Here is a 16,468-nt window from a genome sequence, read left to right on the forward strand (position 1 = left end):
ACGCCGCATCGGCCACCGGCCAGGTGCGGAACGCCAATACCGTGCGGTAGCACTGTCGCCCGCATGAAAATGAGAGAGATGGATGGATTATTTTACCGTTGAAATCGCCGGCCGCGCCGTTGCCAGTTTTCGCTCGGAAAATCACGAGGAAGCGACGCATTTCTTCGAGGCGGAAGACTTTCGCGACGATCTGACAGTCCTGGAATCCGAAGGCAAGCCTCTTTGGGACCGCAAAGCGGCCCTGAGCCTGCGCAAGGCAACGGCCGAGGAAGCAAGCGAAGTCGAGCACGCCTATGAATTCGACGATGATCCCGAACGGACCATCGAGGACGAGTTCGTCGTGTTCCTGGTCCCGGTCGCGGATCTGACCGACGAGGGCGAGGACACAGAAGACTGACCGACGATCCGCATTTTTCCGGTTCCGAAGTCAGATCGAAGCGGCGGGTTCGAATTCGATAGACGTTCCTGCGCGAAACCATCGTCGACGAAATCCCTGGCCGCAAGGATTGATCACGGGTTGGCAATCCGCTGGCCAAGCGTGCTAGATTGAGGAAATGCGTGCGCAGCACTGCACAATGGCTAAAATGAGCCAAGTGGAGGTGATAAATGGCAGAGGCACAAAAACGCTTGTCCCACACCACCCTCAAACGGCGGCAACGGTTTCACCCCAAGCGGGACGTCAGACCTGCCGTGTTGGCAAAGGCTAATCGTCTGGTCATCTGGGTCGCCGCGTTCATTGGCCTCTCGTTTCTCGCCATCGTCATACTTCAGGAAGTATTGGGATAGCAGAGCAAGAGCCGGCCGCTTCTGGCACAAAACTGCAGCCGGCTGCTCTCGCTGGGCGGCCGGCATGTCCACCCGATATCGAAATCTCTCAGCGCTCATTTTCCCCTCTCCGCATCCGCGCGTGCAATCCAGGCTTCCCGTCATTGGACAAGGCAAACGGGCCGGGTGAAACGAGGAGCGGGTCTTATTCTGTTGCCATTCGCAGATACCGGCAGGAAAAATCCATGCCTGTCTTTTTTGCCCTGCTCTCGCCTGATTTTCCTATACATTCCTTATAGAGAATTTCTCCCGTAGCATTCCGTGTCGGTTGGCCGTCCGGCAGCCGTTCAGCAGCATGAAGCAGCATCGCGACGAGGTTAAGCCGCAAGGCCTACCCTTCTCTGACGTTTTGCCGTTTACTGACGGATCGCCGCGCGTGACGGAGGGGTTGAATAAAGGCGGATCGGCCGGGGCGGCTGTGTTCGCGAAGCAGTCGATGGAAAGGAGTGGGCATGGAAGCGTTCTATATCGTGGTGCTGGTTTCGACGGCGCTCGTGCTTCTTGCCGCTTTTTCGAGCCTGCTCGCCTTCCGCTTCGGCGCCCCCCTGCTGCTGCTCTTCCTGATGATCGGCCTTGCCGCCGGCGTCGATGGCCTCGGCATCGAGTTCAGCAACAATTATCTCGCCTATATTCTCGGCTCCATCGCGCTGGCCATCATCCTCTTCGATTCCGGCTTCGGCACGCCGATGCAGGCCTTCCGGCTGGCGGCCGTGCCCTCTCTGGCGCTCGCCTCGGTCGGCGTGCTGATCACCGCCTCGCTCTTTGCCTTCGCCGCCATGTGGCTTTTGAATTTCACCTGGCTGGAAGGACTGCTGCTCGGCTCGATCGTCGCGTCGACGGATGCCGCCGCCGTATTCTTCCTGCTGCGCATCGGCGGCATCAACATCCGCGACAAGGTGCGCTCGACGCTGGAAGTCGAATCCGGCACCAATGATCCGATGGCGATCTTCCTCACCATCGCCCTCGTCGAGGTGCTGGCGAGCGGCGAGCGTTATGCCGGCATCAATATCGGCATGCTCGCCATGTTCGTGCAGCAGATGGGCCTCGGCGTCATTCTCGGCCTGCTCGGCGGCATGATGATCGTGCTGATCGTCAGCAAGCTCGATACCGATCGCGGCCTGACACCGATCTTCGTGTTGGCGCTCGCTCTTCTCGTCTTCTCCTTCACCGGCGCGGTTGGCGGCAGCGGCTTCCTCGCCGTCTATGTCGCCGGCATCTACGCCGGGAACCGGAAGATGCAGGCGATCGGCACCATCAAGCGCTTCCAGGACGGCATGACCTGGCTGGCGCAGATCATCATGTTCCTGGTGCTCGGCCTGCTCGCCACGCCGTCGCAATTCCCTGTCATTATCGTGCCGGCCATCCTGCTCGCCCTCTTCCTGATCTTCGTCGCCCGGCCGTTGGCGATCTGGCTGTCGCTGCTTCCCTTCGATTACACGCAGCAGGAAATCGGCTTCGTTGCCTGGGTCGGCCTGCGCGGCGCCGTCTCCATCCTGCTTGCCATCATGCCGATCCTCGGCGGGCTTGAGAACGGTCAGATCTATTTCAACACGGCCTTCATCATCGTGCTGGTCTCGCTGCTCCTCCAGGGCTGGACGATCAAACCCGTCGCCAAAAAGCTCGGGCTGATCATTCCGCCGCGCATCGGCGCCGTCGACAAGGTCGAGGTCGACCTGCCGGGCGCGGCCAACCACGAACTGCTCTCCTACCGCGTCATCAAGGATAGCCCGGTGCTGCGCGGCGAGCGCATTCCGCGCTGGGCAACCCCCTCGCTCGTCATCCGCGACGGTAAGTCGATGCGCTATCAATATGCCGGGCGGCTGCGCGAGCACGATCTCGTCTACCTCTTCATCGTGCCGAGCTATTCCCGCCTGCTCGACCGGCTCTTCGCCAGCCGGGCGCCTGTCGATGACGACGATGCCGAATTCTTCGGGGCCTTCGCGCTCTCTCCTGCCCGCCCCGCCGCCGATCTCGACGCCGCCTATGGCCCCGGCCTGCTCAACGAATCCGAAAAGGGCCTGACGATCGCCGAATTGATGCGGCAGCGCCTCGGCGGCAAGGCCGATTATGCCGACCGCGTCCGCCTCGGCTCGATCATCCTCATCGTCCGCGATTTAGACGAGCACGATCATATCACCTCCGTCGGCATGTCGCTCGAAGCCGTCGAACCGGCAATTACGCTGCCGATCTTCCTCAATCTCAAGGACATCATCCAGCGCATCCGCGACCGACTGAACGGACGCCGGAACCGGGAAACCGCAGCCTCCGAAAGCACGCCGAAACCGCCGGCAGGACGCGACGAAGGCACACGCGAAAACGGCCGCTGAACGCCTTGCGTCTCGAATGATCCTTGCTATGTTCGGCGCAACTTTCGCCAACCACGACAGGATCCTCCCCATGCCTTCTTTCAAGACCCTCGACGATCTTTCCGACATCCGCGGCAAGCGCGTTCTCGTCCGCGTCGACCTCAACGTCCCGGTGAAAGACGGCAAGGTCACCGATGTGACGCGCATCGAGCGTGTGGCGCCGACGATCCTCGAATTGTCCGAAAAGGGTGCCAAGGTGATCCTGCTGGCCCATTTTGGCCGGCCGAAGGATGGCCCTTCGCCGGATCTGTCGCTGTCGCTGATTGCCCCTTCGGTCGAGGAAGTGCTTGATCATGCCGTGCTGACGGCCCCCGACTGCATCGGCGAAGCCGCCGCCTCCGCCGTTGCCGCGATGAATGACGGCGATATCCTGCTTCTGGAAAACACCCGCTTCCACAAGGGCGAGGAAAAGAACGACGCAGACTTCACCAAGGCGCTTGCCGCCAATGGCGACATCTATGTCAACGACGCCTTTTCGGCCGCCCACCGCGCCCATGCCTCGACCGAGGGTCTTGCCCACCACCTGCCGGCCTATGCCGGCCGCACCATGCAGGCCGAGCTGGAAGCGCTGGAGAAGGGCCTCGGTGATCCCGCTCGCCCTGTTGTCGCGATCGTCGGCGGCGCCAAGGTCTCCACCAAGATCGACCTGTTGATGAACCTAGTGAAGAAGGTCGATGCGCTCGTCATCGGCGGCGGCATGGCCAATACCTTCATCGCCGCCCGCGGCACCAATGTTGGCAAGTCGCTCTGCGAACATGATCTCGCCGAAACCGCCAAACAGATCATGATCGAGGCCGCGACCGCCGGCTGCGCCATCATCCTGCCGGAGGATGGCGTGATTGCCCGCGAGTTCAAGGCGGGTGCCGCCAACGAGACGGTCGATATCAACGCCATTCCCGCCGATGCCATGGTGCTCGATGTCGGCCCGAAATCCGTCGAGGCCATCAACGCCTGGATCGAACGCGCCGCAACCCTGGTCTGGAACGGCCCGCTCGGCGCCTTCGAGATCGAACCCTTCGATGCCGCAACGGTCGCTGCTGCGAAATACGCCGCTGGGCGCACGGCAGCCGGCAAGCTCACCTCCGTTGCCGGCGGTGGCGACACCGTCTCGGCGCTCAACCATGCCGGCGTTGCCGACGATTTCACCTATGTTTCGACCGCCGGCGGCGCCTTCCTCGAATGGATGGAAGGCAAAGAGCTTCCCGGCGTCGCGGTCCTCAACGCTGCAAGGTAATCCGCAAGACTGATTTCGCAGATTTTACATGTGGATAGACCGTGGAAGAAAAACAGCTTCCGCGGTCTTTTGCTCAGAGGACGAAAAAAATCCCAACTTTCAAACGATTGAATTGAATTCAATCGTTTCAATGACTTAGCCTTCCATTTTCCTCCCTATAAACTTCTGTTATCCGCGTTCTATATTCCTGAAGTGCCGATGTTTATTGTTGTGGAGAGAACGAAATGAGCGAACGACTGGAAGACATTGCAGTGCAGATGGTTACAGGCGGCCGGGGGCTGCTCGCCGCCGATGAATCGACCTCCACCATCAAGAAACGTTTCGACACGATCAACCTCGAATCGACCGAAACGAGCCGGCGAGACTACCGGGAGATGCTCTTCCGCTCAGACGAGGCGATGAAGAAATATATCTCCGGCGTCATCCTCTTCGAAGAGACGTTGTTCCAGAAGGCCGCGGACGGCACGCCCTTCGTCGATATCATCCGCGCAGCCGGCGCCATCCCCGGCATCAAGGTCGACACCGGCGCCAAGCCGATGGCCAAATATCCCGCTGAAACCATCACTGAGGGCCTCGACGGTCTCGGCGAGCGCCTTGCCAGATATTATGAAGCCGGCGCCCGCTTCGCCAAGTGGCGCGGCGTCATCGCCATCTCGTCGACCTTGCCGACCCGCGGTTCCGTCCGCGCCAACGCTCAGGCGCTTGCTCGTTATGCCGCACTTTGCCAGGAGGCCGGGATCGTTCCGATCGTCGAGCCGGAATGCCTGATGGACGGCAAACCGGGCGATCACAATATCGACCGCTGCGCCGAAGTGACCGAATCCACGCTGCGCATCGTTTTCGAGGAACTGGCCGATGCCCGCGTCAACCTCGAAGGCATGATCCTCAAGCCGAACATGGTGATCGACGGCAAGAACGCCCGCAAGGCCTCGGTCGCGGAAGTTGCTGAGCGCACCGTCAAGGTGCTGAAGGCGACCGTTCCTCCCGCCGTTCCCGGCATCGCCTTCCTTTCCGGCGGCCAAACGACCGAAGAGGCGACAGCCCATCTTTCGGCGATCAATGCCAGCGGCGACCTGCCCTGGTTCGTCACCTTCTCCTACGGCCGCGCCCTGCAGGACAGCGCGCTCAGGGCCTGGAACGGCAAGCAGGAAAACGTCGCTGCCGGCCAGCGCGAATTCACCCACCGCGCCGAGATGAACAGCCTTGCCGCCAAGGGCAACTGGAAGAAAGACCTGGAAAAGGCAGCCTGAGTTTTGGAGCTTTGAACTAATGGGCAGGGAGCGGCGAACGCAGCTTCCTGCCCTCTCCGCCGTTTCCTTCCCTCTCATTGTCACGGCGACAAGAAACCGCTTCGTTCCGCGAGAAACCGTGATTACTCATAGCGCCCTGTCACAACAGGAGCCGCCATGAACACCCTCTCCTACGTCACCGTCGATGTCTTCACCTCCACCCGCTTCGAGGGCAATCCGCTTGCCGTCATTTCCGATGCGCGCGGTCTGAGCGATGTGGCGATGCAAAAGATCGCCACCGAGTTCAACTATTCCGAAGTCACCTTCGTCGTGCCGCCGGAAGACCCGCAAAATTCCGCCTGCGTGCGCATCTTCACCCCGACGATGGAAGTACCCTTTGCCGGCCATCCGAACGTCGGCACCGCCTATGTGCTCGGCCAGCAGGCGGAGATTTTCGGCAAGCCGGTCGGCGATACGCTGCGTTTTGAGGAAAAGGCCGGCATCGTCGAAGTCAGCCTGAAACGCAGCGGCGGAAAGGTTGCTGCTGCCGCCATCCGCGCGCCGCAGCCGCTGACGATCGGCGACACCATCGCCGCGCAAACCATCGCCGGCTGCGTCTCGCTCGACCCGGGCGTCATCGTCGACACCACCCATGCCCCGGTCTTTGCATCCGTCGGGCTGAACTTCGCCATCGCAGAAGTGAACGGGCTCGAAGCGCTGGCCGCCGCCCGTCCGAACCTTGCCGGGTTCCAGGCAGCTGCCGGCCGCCAGACGACGAGCGGCCACGACTTCTCGCTCTTCCTCTATGTGAGGACAGCCGAAAATCCATGGAATATTCGCGCCCGTATGTTCGCGCCCCTCGATAACGTGCCCGAAGATCCGGCAACCGGCAGCGCTTCCGCGGCGCTTGGCGCCTATCTCGTCTCGCTTGCGCCGGAGGCCGATATGAACGTCCGCATCACCATTGAACAGGGCGTCGAAATGGGCCGCCGCAGCGTTATCACCCTTGATGTGCTGAAATCCAACGGCATCGTCACCGATGTCGTCATCTCGGGAGGCTGCGTTTCCGTCATGCGCGGAGAAATTAGCTTGCAAGACTGACGGTTGCAGCCCGGACCGTACCCTGCTTTACACGCAATCCGGGGCTACATCAGGAAATCGCGCGAAAGCAGAGCCACTGCCCAGACGGCGAAAGCGATCAGCGCGAGCTTCCAGAAATCCATCCGCCGCCTGAGGCCGGGAAGCCCGAGCGGTTTGATCACCTGTATCGCCATGGCAAGGATGAGCAGCAAGGCTATCAGCTTTGTCATGCTTTATTTTTTCCGTTTTTCGGAATGTCACAGGACGGACATTTTTCCGCGCGAACAAGAGGATCTCGACACGCCGTAAAGATATTCCGGGGCACAATCAATCATCTTGAGGCTGGGCTGAGGCAGGTCCTGCCTTATGTCCATTGCAAATCGCTAAGACCGAGTCTGGGGAAATGAAGAGAAATCTGCTGTCCGTCGCCGCGCTGCTCTTTGGCACGCTCTTCCTTTTCATGGGCAACGGCCTGCAGGGCATCCTGCTTCCCGTACGCGGCAATCTCGAAGGCTACGCGACGACGACGCTCGGCCTGCTCGGCACCTCATGGGCCGGGGGCTTCGTCATCGGCTGCCTGGTTGCGCCGAAGATCGTGCGCCGCGTCGGCCATGTGCGTGCCTTTTCGGGCTTCATCTCGATCATTGCCATCATTGCGCTGGTCAGCGGTATCATCATCGATCCGGTCTGGTGGGTGGTCCTGCGCGCCGTCACCGGCTTCTCCACCGCCGGCACGTCGATGATCATTGAAAGCTGGCTGAACGAGCGTGCCAGCAACGAGAGCCGCGGCATGATCTTCTCGCTTTATATCGGCATCACACTCATCGGCGTCGTCGGCGGCCAGATGATGATCCCGCTCGAGGATGTGCGCACGCCGGTTCTCTTCATGATCTGCGGCATCTTCTATTGCATCGCCATGCTGCCGACGACGCTTTCAACCGCCGCTTCGCCACAGCCGCTGAAGGCGGTGCGCCTTGATCTGCCGGCGCTCTATCGCAACTCGCCGGTTTCCTGCCTCGGCATCCTGCTCGTCGGCATCGCCAACGGTGCCTACGGCACGCTCGGCGCCGTCTTCGGCGCCGGCGCCGGCCTCTCCGACACCAGCATCGCCGTCATGATGAGCGCCACCATCTTCGCCGGGGCGGTGATGCAGCTGCCGGCCGGTAGGCTTTCCGATCGCATCGACCGGCGTTACGTGCTCGCTGCCATGTCGGGGATCGCCGCCCTTGCCGGCCTGCTGATCTTTCTGCTCCACCCAACGTCCCCCGCCTTGCTGATCGGGCTCGTCGTCCTTTACGGCGCTGTGGCGAATACGCTCTATCCGATCGCCGTCGCCCACGCGAACGACTTCGCGGCGTCGGAGGATTTCGTCAAGGTCTCCGGCGGCTTGCTGCTGCTCTACGGCATCGGCACGGTGATCGGCCCGACGCTCAGCGGTCCCGTGATGTCGGCGATCAGTCCACATGCGCTTTTCTTGGTCACCGCCATCGCCCATGTGCTGATCACCGTTTATGCCATCATCAGGAGCCGCATCCGCGCCGCGGTTCCCGCCAGCGACCGCGACGCCTACACGACGATCCCGACCGGCACCTCGGCGATCCTGACACCGCAAAGCATGTCGCTTGCCGATCGCGGCGCCGGCAAACCTCCCGAAACCGGAAAGTCTCCCGAAAGCGACGATCCTGCTGTAAAGTTTGGTTAGGCAGCGAACGGAGGACGAACCATGAGCTTCATCGATGATGACCGGCCGCAGAAGAAAGTCGCCCACGAGATCGGCGCCGATCTCTCCATGCTTTCGGTCGACGAATTGAAGGCACGGGTGGAATTGCTGAAGACGGAGATTGCCCGTCTCGAGGCCGAGGCGGTCCGCAAAGCCTCCGGGCGGCAGGCGGCGGAAAGCTTCTTCCGCTCGTGATCCGATAAAAATCCCGAAAAACAAGGCTATAGGCGGATAAAATAGCCCGCCTCAAGTCTTAATCCGGCACAATGTTAATAAAATATTAAGCTTTATAAGGTATTACTGTATTCATCCGGATTTCCTCTGGATCTCAGACAGTTTTCCAAGCGGTGAATTGGTCTGATTTTTCTCCCTGTTTTACCTTGAGAGCCGCGTTTGCGGCTCTTCTTTTTCCTATGGCCGGCGCACTTCCACGAAACTGTGGAGATTAACCCTTTCTTAAGAAACGGCTTGCGCATTTGGGCTAATGATACCATCTTAAAGTCATAAAGACCGGGCCTGGAAACTTTTCCGTCGGTGCCGGCGTTACCTGAATATATGTAGCTGCGTGCGAACAGGGACTATTGCGATGTCGGAAGTTGGATTGAACACGATCAGTTTTGCAGGCCGCGCCGCTGCATCCTCGCAGTTCAAGGCACTTTATGCGGAAGGCATGTCGCTGGTCGAAGAGACTGCCGCCTATCTCGACGGTCAGGGCCGCGCCGCTTCCAAGGTTCTGCCGCGGATGGCCTCGGTTCTCTACGCTGCGGAATCGATGCGCCTCACCACCCGCCTGATGCAGATGGCCTCCTGGCTGCTGTTGCAGCGCGCCGTCAACAATGGCGAAATGTCCCGTGACCAGGTGCTGGCCGAAAAGAACAAGGTTCGCCTCGACGGCTTCAACGTCGACCGCGCCGCACCCGGCTGGGGTGACCTGCCGGAATCCTTCCGCGACCTCGTCGAACGCTCGCTGCGTTTGCAAAACCGCATTGCCCTGCTCGACCGCGAGATCTACCGCCCGTCCGAAGCAGTGATCGTTCATGATAATCAGAACAGCGTCCAGGCCCAGCTTTCCCTGCTGCAAACCGCCTTCGGCAACAACTGACCGAATCCGCAAGAATTCGAATACGAACCGGCTGCGTCTTACGCGGCCGGTTTTTTGTTTGCCGCTGAACGCCGACATCCCTACAGCGTCCTTTGCGCGTCCGAAAAGACGCGCGGCGCTGTAAGCCGTTGCGAACGCAAAAAAGCCCGGCGAAACCGGGCTCTCTTCGAATTCCGTCGAGCAGAAGCGATTAGAGGCCGAGGCCGCCGAAACGCTTGTTGAACTTGGAGACGCGGCCACCGCGGTCCATGAGCTGCTGGTTGCCGCCGGTCCAGGCCGGATGCGACTTGGAATCGATTTCGAGGTTCATGACAGCGCCTTCCGAACCCCAGGTCGAGCGGGTTTCGTACTCAGTGCCATCGGTCATGACCACCTTGATCATGTGATATTCGGGATGGATGCCTGCCTTCATAACAATCTTCCTGCGATACCGGAGTTCAATTTGCCGCATGCAGTTGCGGCCGACGAACCGATTGAATAAATGAAGCCGCAGTCGGATGGCTACGGCTTCCCATTAGGATGCGGTGCCTATACATGAAGGACGCCGGGATAACAAGAGCCAACAGGCCGCATTGCGCGGGTCCTGCGGGCGATCGGAGACGATTTGGTAGAGCAGGCACGGGCTGAGGAAAACAAGAAGCGATCGCTGCGACCGCTCGGCAGGCTGACGCCCTATCTCATGCGTTATCGCGGCCTGGTGGCCGGTGCGCTGATGTCGCTGGCGCTTGCCGCCATTACCTCGCTGGCGCTGCCGCTCGCCGTGCGTCGGATGATCGATCACGGCTTTACCCAATCCGACGGCCGCTTCATCAACAGCTACTTCGCCATGCTGATGGTCATGGCCATCGTGCTCGCGGTCGCCAGCGCGCTGCGCTATTATTTCGTCATCACCATCGGCGAACGCATCGTCGCCGATCTTCGCCGCGACGTCTTTTCCCATGTGACCAGGCTGTCGCCCTCCTTCTTCGACGTCAACCAATCCGGTGAGATTGTCTCGCGGCTGACCGCCGATACGACGCAGATCAAGTCCGCTGTCGGCGCCACCGCCTCGGTGGCGCTCAGGAACTTCATCCTCTGTATCGGCGCCATGGGCATGATGATCGTCACCTCGCCGAAGCTTTCGAGCCTCGTCATCGGAGCGATTCCGCTGATCGTCTTCCCGCTCGTCGCCTTTGGCCGCTCGGTGCGCAAGCGCTCGCGCGCCGCCCAGGATACGCTCGCCGATGCCTCCGCCTTCGCCAACGAGACGATCGCCGCGACCCGCACCGTCCAGGCCTTCAACGGCGAGGATGCCGCAGCGACGCGTTACGGCAGCGCCGTCGAATCCGCCTATGAGGCTGCCCGCGCCGCCATCCGCTCGCGCGCGCTGCTGACGGGGATTGCCATCACGCTGATCTTCGGCAGCGTCGTCGCCGTTCTTTGGGTCGGCGCCCACAGCGTGCTTGCCGGTACGCTTTCGGCCGGCACGCTCGGTCAGTTCCTGCTCTATGCCGTCATCTCCGCCGGTTCGCTGGGCGCGCTGTCGGAGGTCTGGGGTGAGCTCTCGCAGGCAGCCGGTGCCGCAGACAGGCTGACCGAGCTTCTCGACGAGGTCTCGCCGATCACCGCTCCCGCCAGCCCCGAGCCGCTTCCTTCGCCCAGCCGCGGCCGTGTCGAATTCTCAGGCGTGCACTTTGCCTATCCCTCGCGCCCCGGCAAATCGGCGCTGCATGGCTTAAGCTTCGCGATCACGCCAGGTGAGACCGTCGCCATCGTCGGCCCTTCCGGTGCCGGCAAGAGCACCGTCTTTTCGCTGCTGCTGCGCTTCTACGATCCGCAGCAGGGCAGCGTGAAGATCGACGGTGTCGATGCGCAGCTGACGACGCCCGACGAGCTGCGCCAGCGCATCGCCATCGTGCCGCAGGATGTCACCATCTTTGCCGCCTCGATCCATGACAACATCGCCTTCGGCCGTCCCGGCGCCTCGCGTGACGAGGTCCGCGCCGCAGCTCTTGCCGCGCAGGCCGACGAATTCATCGCCCGGCTGGACCAGGGTTATGAGACCGAGGTCGGCGAACGCGGCATCACGCTCTCCGGCGGCCAGCGACAGCGCATCGCCATTGCCCGCGCCATCCTGAAGAACGCGCCCGTGCTGCTGCTCGACGAGGCAACCTCCGCGCTTGACGCCGAAAGCGAAACGCTGGTGCAGAAGGCGCTTGACGGCCTGGTGGACGGCCGCACGACGCTCGTCATCGCCCATCGCCTGGCAACCGTGCTGAAGGCCGACCGTATTCTCGTCATGGATCAGGGCCGGGTCGTCGAAGAGGGCACGCATCAGAGCCTGATCCGTCACGGCGGCATCTATGCGCGGCTGGCGCGGCTGCAATTCGACGCCGCCAATGAGGATGTGCTCGCCGCCGCGAAATAGCCGGCGCGCACTCCTCCCGCCAACAGCGACTAAAGTCTGAACCCGCCGCGCTTCTCTGCGGTTGTCTTTCGCGCGTCCTGCCCTAACCTCTTCATTCCCCGGGGTGGGGATATTGCTGCTGAAATCCTTGGGAGGAGATAGGAATGGCGCTTTTCGATATGACGCGACGTACGGGCCTTGCGCTCGGTTTCGGTGCGCTTGCGGCCCTTGCCGTCGGCGCGTCTGCCGCTGCTGCGGATTTTCCCGATCGCGCGATCACTATGGTCGTGCCCTTCGCGGCCGGCGGCTCGACCGATGTCGTCGCCCGCATCGTCGCGCAGAAGATGTCGGAGGATCTCGGCCAACAGGTAATCGTCCAGAACGTCGCCGGCGCCGGCGGCAATCTCGGCGCCGGTAACGTCGCCCGCGCCGAACCGGACGGCTACACCATCCTGATGGGCACGGTCGCGACCCACGCCCTCAATCCGCTGATCCTGAAATCGACGCCCTATGACGCCGAAAAGGATTTCGCGCCGGTCTCGCTGCTCGTCGTCGTGCCGAATGTGCTGGTCGTCAACCCGGAACTGCCGGCAAAGACCGTGCAGGAACTGGTCGCCCTGCTGAAGGCCGAGCCCGACAAATACAGCTACGCCTCATCGGGCAACGGCACGCCGTTGCATCTTTCCGGTGAACTCTTCAAGTCCATGGCCGGCGTCAGCATGCAGCACATCCCCTATAAGGGTGCCGGTCCGGCATTGAACGACGTCATCGGCAACCAGGTGCCGATCATGTTCGACAACCTGCCCTCCTCGTCGAGCCACATCAAGGCCGGCACTCTGCGGGCGCTGGCGGTGACCACGGCCGAGCGCGCGCCCTCCTTCCCCGACGTACCGACCGTCGCCGAGTCAGGCATTCCAGGTTACGAGACCTACACCTGGAACGCGCTTTTCGCCCCGGCCAAGACGCCGAGCGAGGTCGTGACGCGCCTTAACGCCTCGGCCAAGAAAGCGCTCGCCGACCCTGCCGTTGCGGAACGGATGAAGGAATTCAGCGCCACCATCGTCGGCTCGACGCCGGAGGAACTCGCCGCCCATGTGAAGGCCGAACTCGCCAAATGGGGACCGGTCGTCAAGGGCGCGAACATCCAGATGGAGTGATGCCGAGCATGATCCGCAAAGTGTGAGCGGTTTTCGGATGACGTCATGCTCTATTCTTTAAATGAGAACAGGATTCAGATTTTAGGCCGATCCGGCCTGAGATCATCCTGTTCTCGGGCATAGGCGCTGCCGCCCTCATTCGCTTGCGTCCAATAGAAACGGTGACAATTGGACGCTAAGCAACCCAATCCTGATTAAGGCAGTGGAAAAGCTCGCCATTTTGATCTAGCCTCCACTAAGCTGATGGTTGCAATTCAGCGTTTTGGGATTTCGGGAGACATCTATGTATAAATTCGAAGTCTATAAGGATAAGGCCGGCGAGTTCCGCTTCCGCTTCAAGGCATCGAACGGGGAAACCATGTTCCTGTCCGAAGGCTACAAGGCGAAGGCGTCCGCCGTGAGTGCCATCGAATCCATCAAGAAGAACACGCCAAGCGCCGAGGTCGTCGACCAGACGAAGGCCGAGTCCTGAGCAGACCGGCAGCGGCGGCGTGATTGCCGCCCTGCCCTTTCGCGCCCGTAAGCAGCGCCGGCGCCCTTGAGCCTGGCCCGCTTGCGATTTTCGGCGCCATTTTTCTTTTTCGCATATTTTTTTGAAAACCATGTCGAAACGACCGGTGGCCGCGCCTCATTGTTTCGGAACGGCCCCACCGCTCCGCCGGGCTTCACGGTTTTCGGGATCTGGATCCCCGCTATCGGCATGCCCGGATCAACGTCAGCAACGAGATCAGGAGTTTTCCATGCAATATGCTCTCATCATTCGCGAAGCCGCCGAGGATTTCGCCCGCCGTAGCGATCCCGCCTATCGCGACGGCTGGGTCGCCTACAGCCAGGCGCTCGCCCAGGCAGGGATCATGACTGGCGGCGCCGGGCTGACAGGCCCGGAAACCGGCACGATCGTGCGCCGCAAAGGCGAGGACCATGATGTCCAGGACGGCCCCTATCCGGACGGCAAGGAACAGCTCGGCGGCTTCTATCTGATCGACGTCCCTGACATGGACACCGCACTCGAATGGGCAATCCGCGTTCCGATCTCCGACAAGGGTTCGGTCGAGGTGCGCCCGCGCCTGCAGATGTGAGGTGGTCATGCCGCCCGATGCCGGACGCGCTGCCGAAAAGGTGGCGCGTCAGTCCTACGGCAAGCTGATCGCCTTTCTCGCCGCCCGCTCGCGCGACGTGCCGGCGGCAGAGGATGCATTGTCGGAAGCGCTGGCGTCGGCGCTTCGCGTCTGGCCGGAACGCGGCGTTCCCGGTAATCCGGAAGCCTGGCTGCTGGTGGCCGCCCGCCGCAACCTCATGCATACCGCCCGCCACCGCATCGTCGAGGCCAATGCGCAAACGACGATATCGGTCGCCTTCGAGGAGGCGGAGGAACGTATGAACGCGGCCGGCAGCGCCGTCTTTCCCGATGAGCGCCTGAAGCTGCTCTTCGCCTGCACCCATCCCGCCATCGACAGCTCCGTGCATACGGCGCTGATGCTGCAGACCGTTCTCGGCATTGAGGCGAGAACCATCGCGCGGACCTTCGTCGTTTCGCCGGAAACGATAAGCCAGCGGCTGGTGCGGGCCAAGGTGAAGATCCGCGATGCCGGCATTCCCTTCGCCGTCCCGCCTCGCCCCGCCTTGCCCGGGCGGCTCGCCACGGTGCTTTCGGCGATCTATGCGGCTTACGGTCTCGGCTGGGACGGTCTTGATGGAGAGAACGAACGCCATTCGCTCGCCGGCGAGGCGATCTGGCTCGGCCGTGCGCTTCTGGCAGTGCTGCCGAACGAACCGGAAGCGATTGGTCTGCTGTCGCTGATGCTTCACTGCGAAGCCCGCCGCAGCGCCCGGCGTGACGATCACGGCCGATATGTACCGCTGGACGAGCAGGACGCGGCCGCGTGGAACGCGATCATGATGGACGAGGCGGATGCACTGCTGCGCAAGGCCGGCGGCTTCGACCGTTTCGGCCCCTTCCAGTGCCAGGCGGCGATCCAGTCCGTTCATGCGGCCCGCCGGCTGTCGGGAGCGACAGACTGGCAGGCGCTGACGACACTCTACGCGGCGCTGGTGATGATGAAGCCGACGCTGGGTGCGCGTGTCAGCCAGGCTGCGGTGATCGGCAGGGCCTTGAGCACCACTGCCGGCCTGGAGCGGCTCGACAAGCTCGATCCGCGCGACATCGCAAGCTACCAGCCCTACTGGGCGGTGCGTGCCTTTCTCCTCACTCAGGCCGGCGATGATACCGCGGCAGCCGATGCCTATATGACAGCGATCGGCCTCAGCGACAGCCCAGCCGTGCGCGATTTTCTTGCCGGTCGGCTAAAGGAGGCGCGGCAGGCGATATCAAGTTAATCACTTCTCGGTCAGCTTCAGCTCAATGCGGCGGTTGGTAGAGCGCGCATCCGGCGTATCGCCAGGCGCGATCGGCTGGAATTCGCCGAAGCCGGCGGCAACCAGCCGGTCGGCCGGCACGCCCTGTGCGATCAGGAATTTGACGACCGAAATCGCACGCGCCGAGGAGAGTTCCCAATTGTCGCGATAGCGGCCCGTTCCGCCAAGCGGCACATTGTCGGTATGGCCGTCGACGCGCAGCACCCAGTTGATCTCGGGCGGAATTTCCTTGGCGAGATCGAGAAGGGCGCTAGCAAGCTTCGCCATCTCGGTCTGCCCCTCCGGGTTGAGATCGGCGCCGCCCGAGGGAAACAGCACCTCCGACTGGAAGACGAACCGGTCGCCGACGATGCGGATATTCTCGCGGTCCGAGAGGATCTCACGCAACCGGCCGAAGAAGTCGGAACGGTAGCGGTTCAGCTCCTGCACGCGTGCGGCGAGCGCCACGTTGAGGCGGCTGCCGAGGTCGGCGATCTTGGTCTGCGAGACCCGGTCTTTCTCCTCCGACGCCTGAAGGGCTGCTTCGACGGCGGCAATCTGGCTGCGAAGCGCTGCGATCTGCTGGTTTAGCAGTTCGACCTGGCTGAGCGCCCGTTCGCTCACCTGCTTCTGCTCGTCGAGCTCCTGCGTCATCGAGCCGATCCGCTTCTGTGCAGCATCCTGACCGCCCGAACCGGCATTCAGCAGCGCCTGCAGCCGCGACCGGTCACCTTCGGCGCTGGCAAGCGAAGCCTGCAGATTGGCGACCGAATCCTGGAGATCCTGGTTGCTGCCCTTTTCGAGCGCGAGAAGCTGCGTCAGCTCGTTGATCTGGCTGTTGAGGCGATTGAGCACCTCATCGCGTCCAGTGATCTCGCGGCTGAGGATGAACTGCCCGACGACGAAGACCGTCAGCAGGAACATGATGGAAATGAGCAGCGTCGACAGCGCGTCGACGAAACCCGGCCAGTAATCCACCGTGCGTTCGCGGCGCCGGTTGCGGGCAAGAGCCAT

The 16,468-nt window shown here is 62.0% G+C and carries 17 protein-coding genes; 14 read left to right on the forward strand and 3 right to left on the reverse strand.

What is annotated here, in order from left to right; genetic code table 11:
* The first annotated feature begins 82 nt into the window (after nt 1-82).
* The 6 genes from HX899_RS04855 (at nt 83) to HX899_RS04880 (ending at nt 6,755) form a co-directional block, all read left to right on the forward strand.
* On the forward strand, nt 83-397 hold the full coding sequence (locus tag HX899_RS04855; RefSeq protein ID WP_181291755.1) for a hypothetical protein: 315 nt from the start codon (nt 83-85) through the stop codon (nt 395-397).
* Nucleotides 398-606: 209 nt separating this feature from the next.
* Nucleotides 607-786, forward strand: a complete 180-nt coding sequence (locus tag HX899_RS04860; protein ID WP_017989358.1) for a hypothetical protein — start codon at nt 607-609, stop codon at nt 784-786.
* 491 nt (nt 787-1,277) lie between these two features.
* The gene (locus tag HX899_RS04865; RefSeq protein ID WP_029871942.1) at nt 1,278-3,152 is read left to right on the forward strand and encodes a potassium/proton antiporter; all 1,875 of its coding nucleotides are present in this window, start codon (nt 1,278-1,280) and stop codon (nt 3,150-3,152) included.
* Nucleotides 3,153-3,222: 70 nt separating this feature from the next.
* On the forward strand, nt 3,223-4,425 hold the full coding sequence (locus HX899_RS04870; RefSeq protein WP_171600625.1) for a phosphoglycerate kinase: 1,203 nt from the start codon (nt 3,223-3,225) through the stop codon (nt 4,423-4,425).
* Nucleotides 4,426-4,649: 224 nt separating this feature from the next.
* A complete protein-coding gene (locus HX899_RS04875; RefSeq protein WP_072640618.1) occupies nt 4,650-5,675 on the forward strand; it encodes a class I fructose-bisphosphate aldolase in 1,026 nt (341 codons plus the stop codon).
* 156 nt (nt 5,676-5,831) lie between these two features.
* Nucleotides 5,832-6,755 carry a PhzF family phenazine biosynthesis protein gene (locus HX899_RS04880; RefSeq protein ID WP_181291756.1) on the forward strand — a complete coding sequence of 308 codons (924 nt, stop codon included), beginning with the start codon at nt 5,832-5,834 and terminating at the stop codon, nt 6,753-6,755.
* Nucleotides 6,756-6,799: 44 nt separating this feature from the next.
* Here HX899_RS04880 and HX899_RS04885 read toward each other — a convergent pair whose 3' ends face one another.
* Nucleotides 6,800-6,964 (reverse strand): hypothetical protein, encoded by a 165-nt coding sequence (locus tag HX899_RS04885; RefSeq protein WP_003542801.1) that lies wholly within the window; start codon nt 6,962-6,964, stop codon nt 6,800-6,802.
* A gap of 173 nt (nt 6,965-7,137) precedes the next feature.
* Here HX899_RS04885 and HX899_RS04890 point away from each other — a divergent pair, with 173 nt between their 5' ends.
* The 3 genes from HX899_RS04890 (at nt 7,138) to HX899_RS04900 (ending at nt 9,556) form a co-directional block, all read left to right on the forward strand.
* Nucleotides 7,138-8,436 (forward strand): MFS transporter, encoded by a 1,299-nt coding sequence (locus HX899_RS04890; protein WP_181291757.1) that lies wholly within the window; start codon nt 7,138-7,140, stop codon nt 8,434-8,436.
* A gap of 21 nt (nt 8,437-8,457) precedes the next feature.
* Nucleotides 8,458-8,649: a DUF1192 domain-containing protein gene (locus tag HX899_RS04895; RefSeq protein ID WP_181291758.1), complete on the forward strand. Its 192-nt coding sequence runs from the start codon at nt 8,458-8,460 to the stop codon at nt 8,647-8,649.
* Between the two features lie 391 nt (nt 8,650-9,040).
* A complete protein-coding gene (locus HX899_RS04900) occupies nt 9,041-9,556 on the forward strand; it encodes a DUF1465 family protein (protein WP_003542804.1) in 516 nt (171 codons plus the stop codon).
* 190 nt (nt 9,557-9,746) lie between these two features.
* On the opposite strand, the gene rpmE is transcribed toward HX899_RS04900, so the two are convergent.
* Nucleotides 9,747-9,968 carry a 50S ribosomal protein L31 gene (gene rpmE, locus HX899_RS04905; RefSeq protein ID WP_003542805.1) on the reverse strand — a complete coding sequence of 74 codons (222 nt, stop codon included), beginning with the start codon at nt 9,966-9,968 and terminating at the stop codon, nt 9,747-9,749.
* A gap of 192 nt (nt 9,969-10,160) precedes the next feature.
* On the opposite strand from rpmE, the gene HX899_RS04910 reads away from it, so the two are divergent.
* The 5 genes from HX899_RS04910 to HX899_RS04930 all read left to right on the forward strand — a co-directional run bounded on the left by HX899_RS04910 (nt 10,161) and on the right by HX899_RS04930 (nt 15,436).
* Nucleotides 10,161-11,963, forward strand: a complete 1,803-nt coding sequence (locus HX899_RS04910; RefSeq protein WP_181291759.1) for an ABC transporter transmembrane domain-containing protein — start codon at nt 10,161-10,163, stop codon at nt 11,961-11,963.
* A gap of 143 nt (nt 11,964-12,106) precedes the next feature.
* Entirely contained in the window at nt 12,107-13,099 is a 993-nt protein-coding gene (locus HX899_RS04915; RefSeq protein WP_181291760.1) for a tripartite tricarboxylate transporter substrate binding protein, read from the forward strand.
* A 283-nt stretch (nt 13,100-13,382) separates the two neighbouring features.
* Nucleotides 13,383-13,571 carry a YegP family protein gene (locus tag HX899_RS04920; protein ID WP_064651210.1) on the forward strand — a complete coding sequence of 63 codons (189 nt, stop codon included), beginning with the start codon at nt 13,383-13,385 and terminating at the stop codon, nt 13,569-13,571.
* Between the two features lie 268 nt (nt 13,572-13,839).
* Entirely contained in the window at nt 13,840-14,178 is a 339-nt protein-coding gene (locus tag HX899_RS04925) for a YciI family protein (protein ID WP_012758892.1), read from the forward strand.
* Nucleotides 14,179-14,185: 7 nt separating this feature from the next.
* Complete coding sequence (locus HX899_RS04930; protein ID WP_181291761.1) at nt 14,186-15,436, forward strand: RNA polymerase sigma factor; 1,251 nt, start codon at nt 14,186-14,188, stop codon at nt 15,434-15,436.
* On the opposite strand, the gene HX899_RS04935 is transcribed toward HX899_RS04930, so the two are convergent.
* A complete protein-coding gene (locus HX899_RS04935) occupies nt 15,437-16,468 on the reverse strand; it encodes a peptidoglycan -binding protein (protein WP_138333406.1) in 1,032 nt (343 codons plus the stop codon). It lies immediately after the preceding gene.

Origin of the sequence: Rhizobium sp. WYCCWR 11146 (assembly GCF_013591995.1) — a bacterium.
Lineage (GTDB): Bacteria > Pseudomonadota > Alphaproteobacteria > Rhizobiales > Rhizobiaceae > Rhizobium > Rhizobium indicum.

Bases quoted from the DNA above. Each gene is read 5' to 3' on its own strand.
- HX899_RS04855 (WP_181291755.1), top strand. From the start codon at position 83: ATGGATTATTTTACCGTTGAAATCGCCGGCCGCGCCGTTGCCAGTTTT.
- HX899_RS04860 (WP_017989358.1), top strand. From the start codon at position 607: ATGGCAGAGGCACAAAAACGCTTGTCCCACACCACCCTCAAACGGCGG.
- HX899_RS04865 (WP_029871942.1), top strand. From the start codon at position 1,278: ATGGAAGCGTTCTATATCGTGGTGCTGGTTTCGACGGCGCTCGTGCTT.
- HX899_RS04870 (WP_171600625.1), top strand. From the start codon at position 3,223: ATGCCTTCTTTCAAGACCCTCGACGATCTTTCCGACATCCGCGGCAAG.
- HX899_RS04875 (WP_072640618.1), top strand. From the start codon at position 4,650: ATGAGCGAACGACTGGAAGACATTGCAGTGCAGATGGTTACAGGCGGC.
- HX899_RS04880 (WP_181291756.1), top strand. From the start codon at position 5,832: ATGAACACCCTCTCCTACGTCACCGTCGATGTCTTCACCTCCACCCGC.
- HX899_RS04885 (WP_003542801.1), bottom strand. From the start codon at position 6,964: ATGACAAAGCTGATAGCCTTGCTGCTCATCCTTGCCATGGCGATACAG.
- HX899_RS04890 (WP_181291757.1), top strand. From the start codon at position 7,138: ATGAAGAGAAATCTGCTGTCCGTCGCCGCGCTGCTCTTTGGCACGCTC.
- HX899_RS04895 (WP_181291758.1), top strand. From the start codon at position 8,458: ATGAGCTTCATCGATGATGACCGGCCGCAGAAGAAAGTCGCCCACGAG.
- HX899_RS04900 (WP_003542804.1), top strand. From the start codon at position 9,041: ATGTCGGAAGTTGGATTGAACACGATCAGTTTTGCAGGCCGCGCCGCT.
- rpmE (WP_003542805.1), bottom strand. From the start codon at position 9,968: ATGAAGGCAGGCATCCATCCCGAATATCACATGATCAAGGTGGTCATG.
- HX899_RS04915 (WP_181291760.1), top strand. From the start codon at position 12,107: ATGGCGCTTTTCGATATGACGCGACGTACGGGCCTTGCGCTCGGTTTC.
- HX899_RS04920 (WP_064651210.1), top strand. From the start codon at position 13,383: ATGTATAAATTCGAAGTCTATAAGGATAAGGCCGGCGAGTTCCGCTTC.
- HX899_RS04925 (WP_012758892.1), top strand. From the start codon at position 13,840: ATGCAATATGCTCTCATCATTCGCGAAGCCGCCGAGGATTTCGCCCGC.
- HX899_RS04930 (WP_181291761.1), top strand. From the start codon at position 14,186: ATGCCGCCCGATGCCGGACGCGCTGCCGAAAAGGTGGCGCGTCAGTCC.
- HX899_RS04935 (WP_138333406.1), bottom strand. From the start codon at position 16,468: ATGGCTCTTGCCCGCAACCGGCGCCGCGAACGCACGGTGGATTACTGG.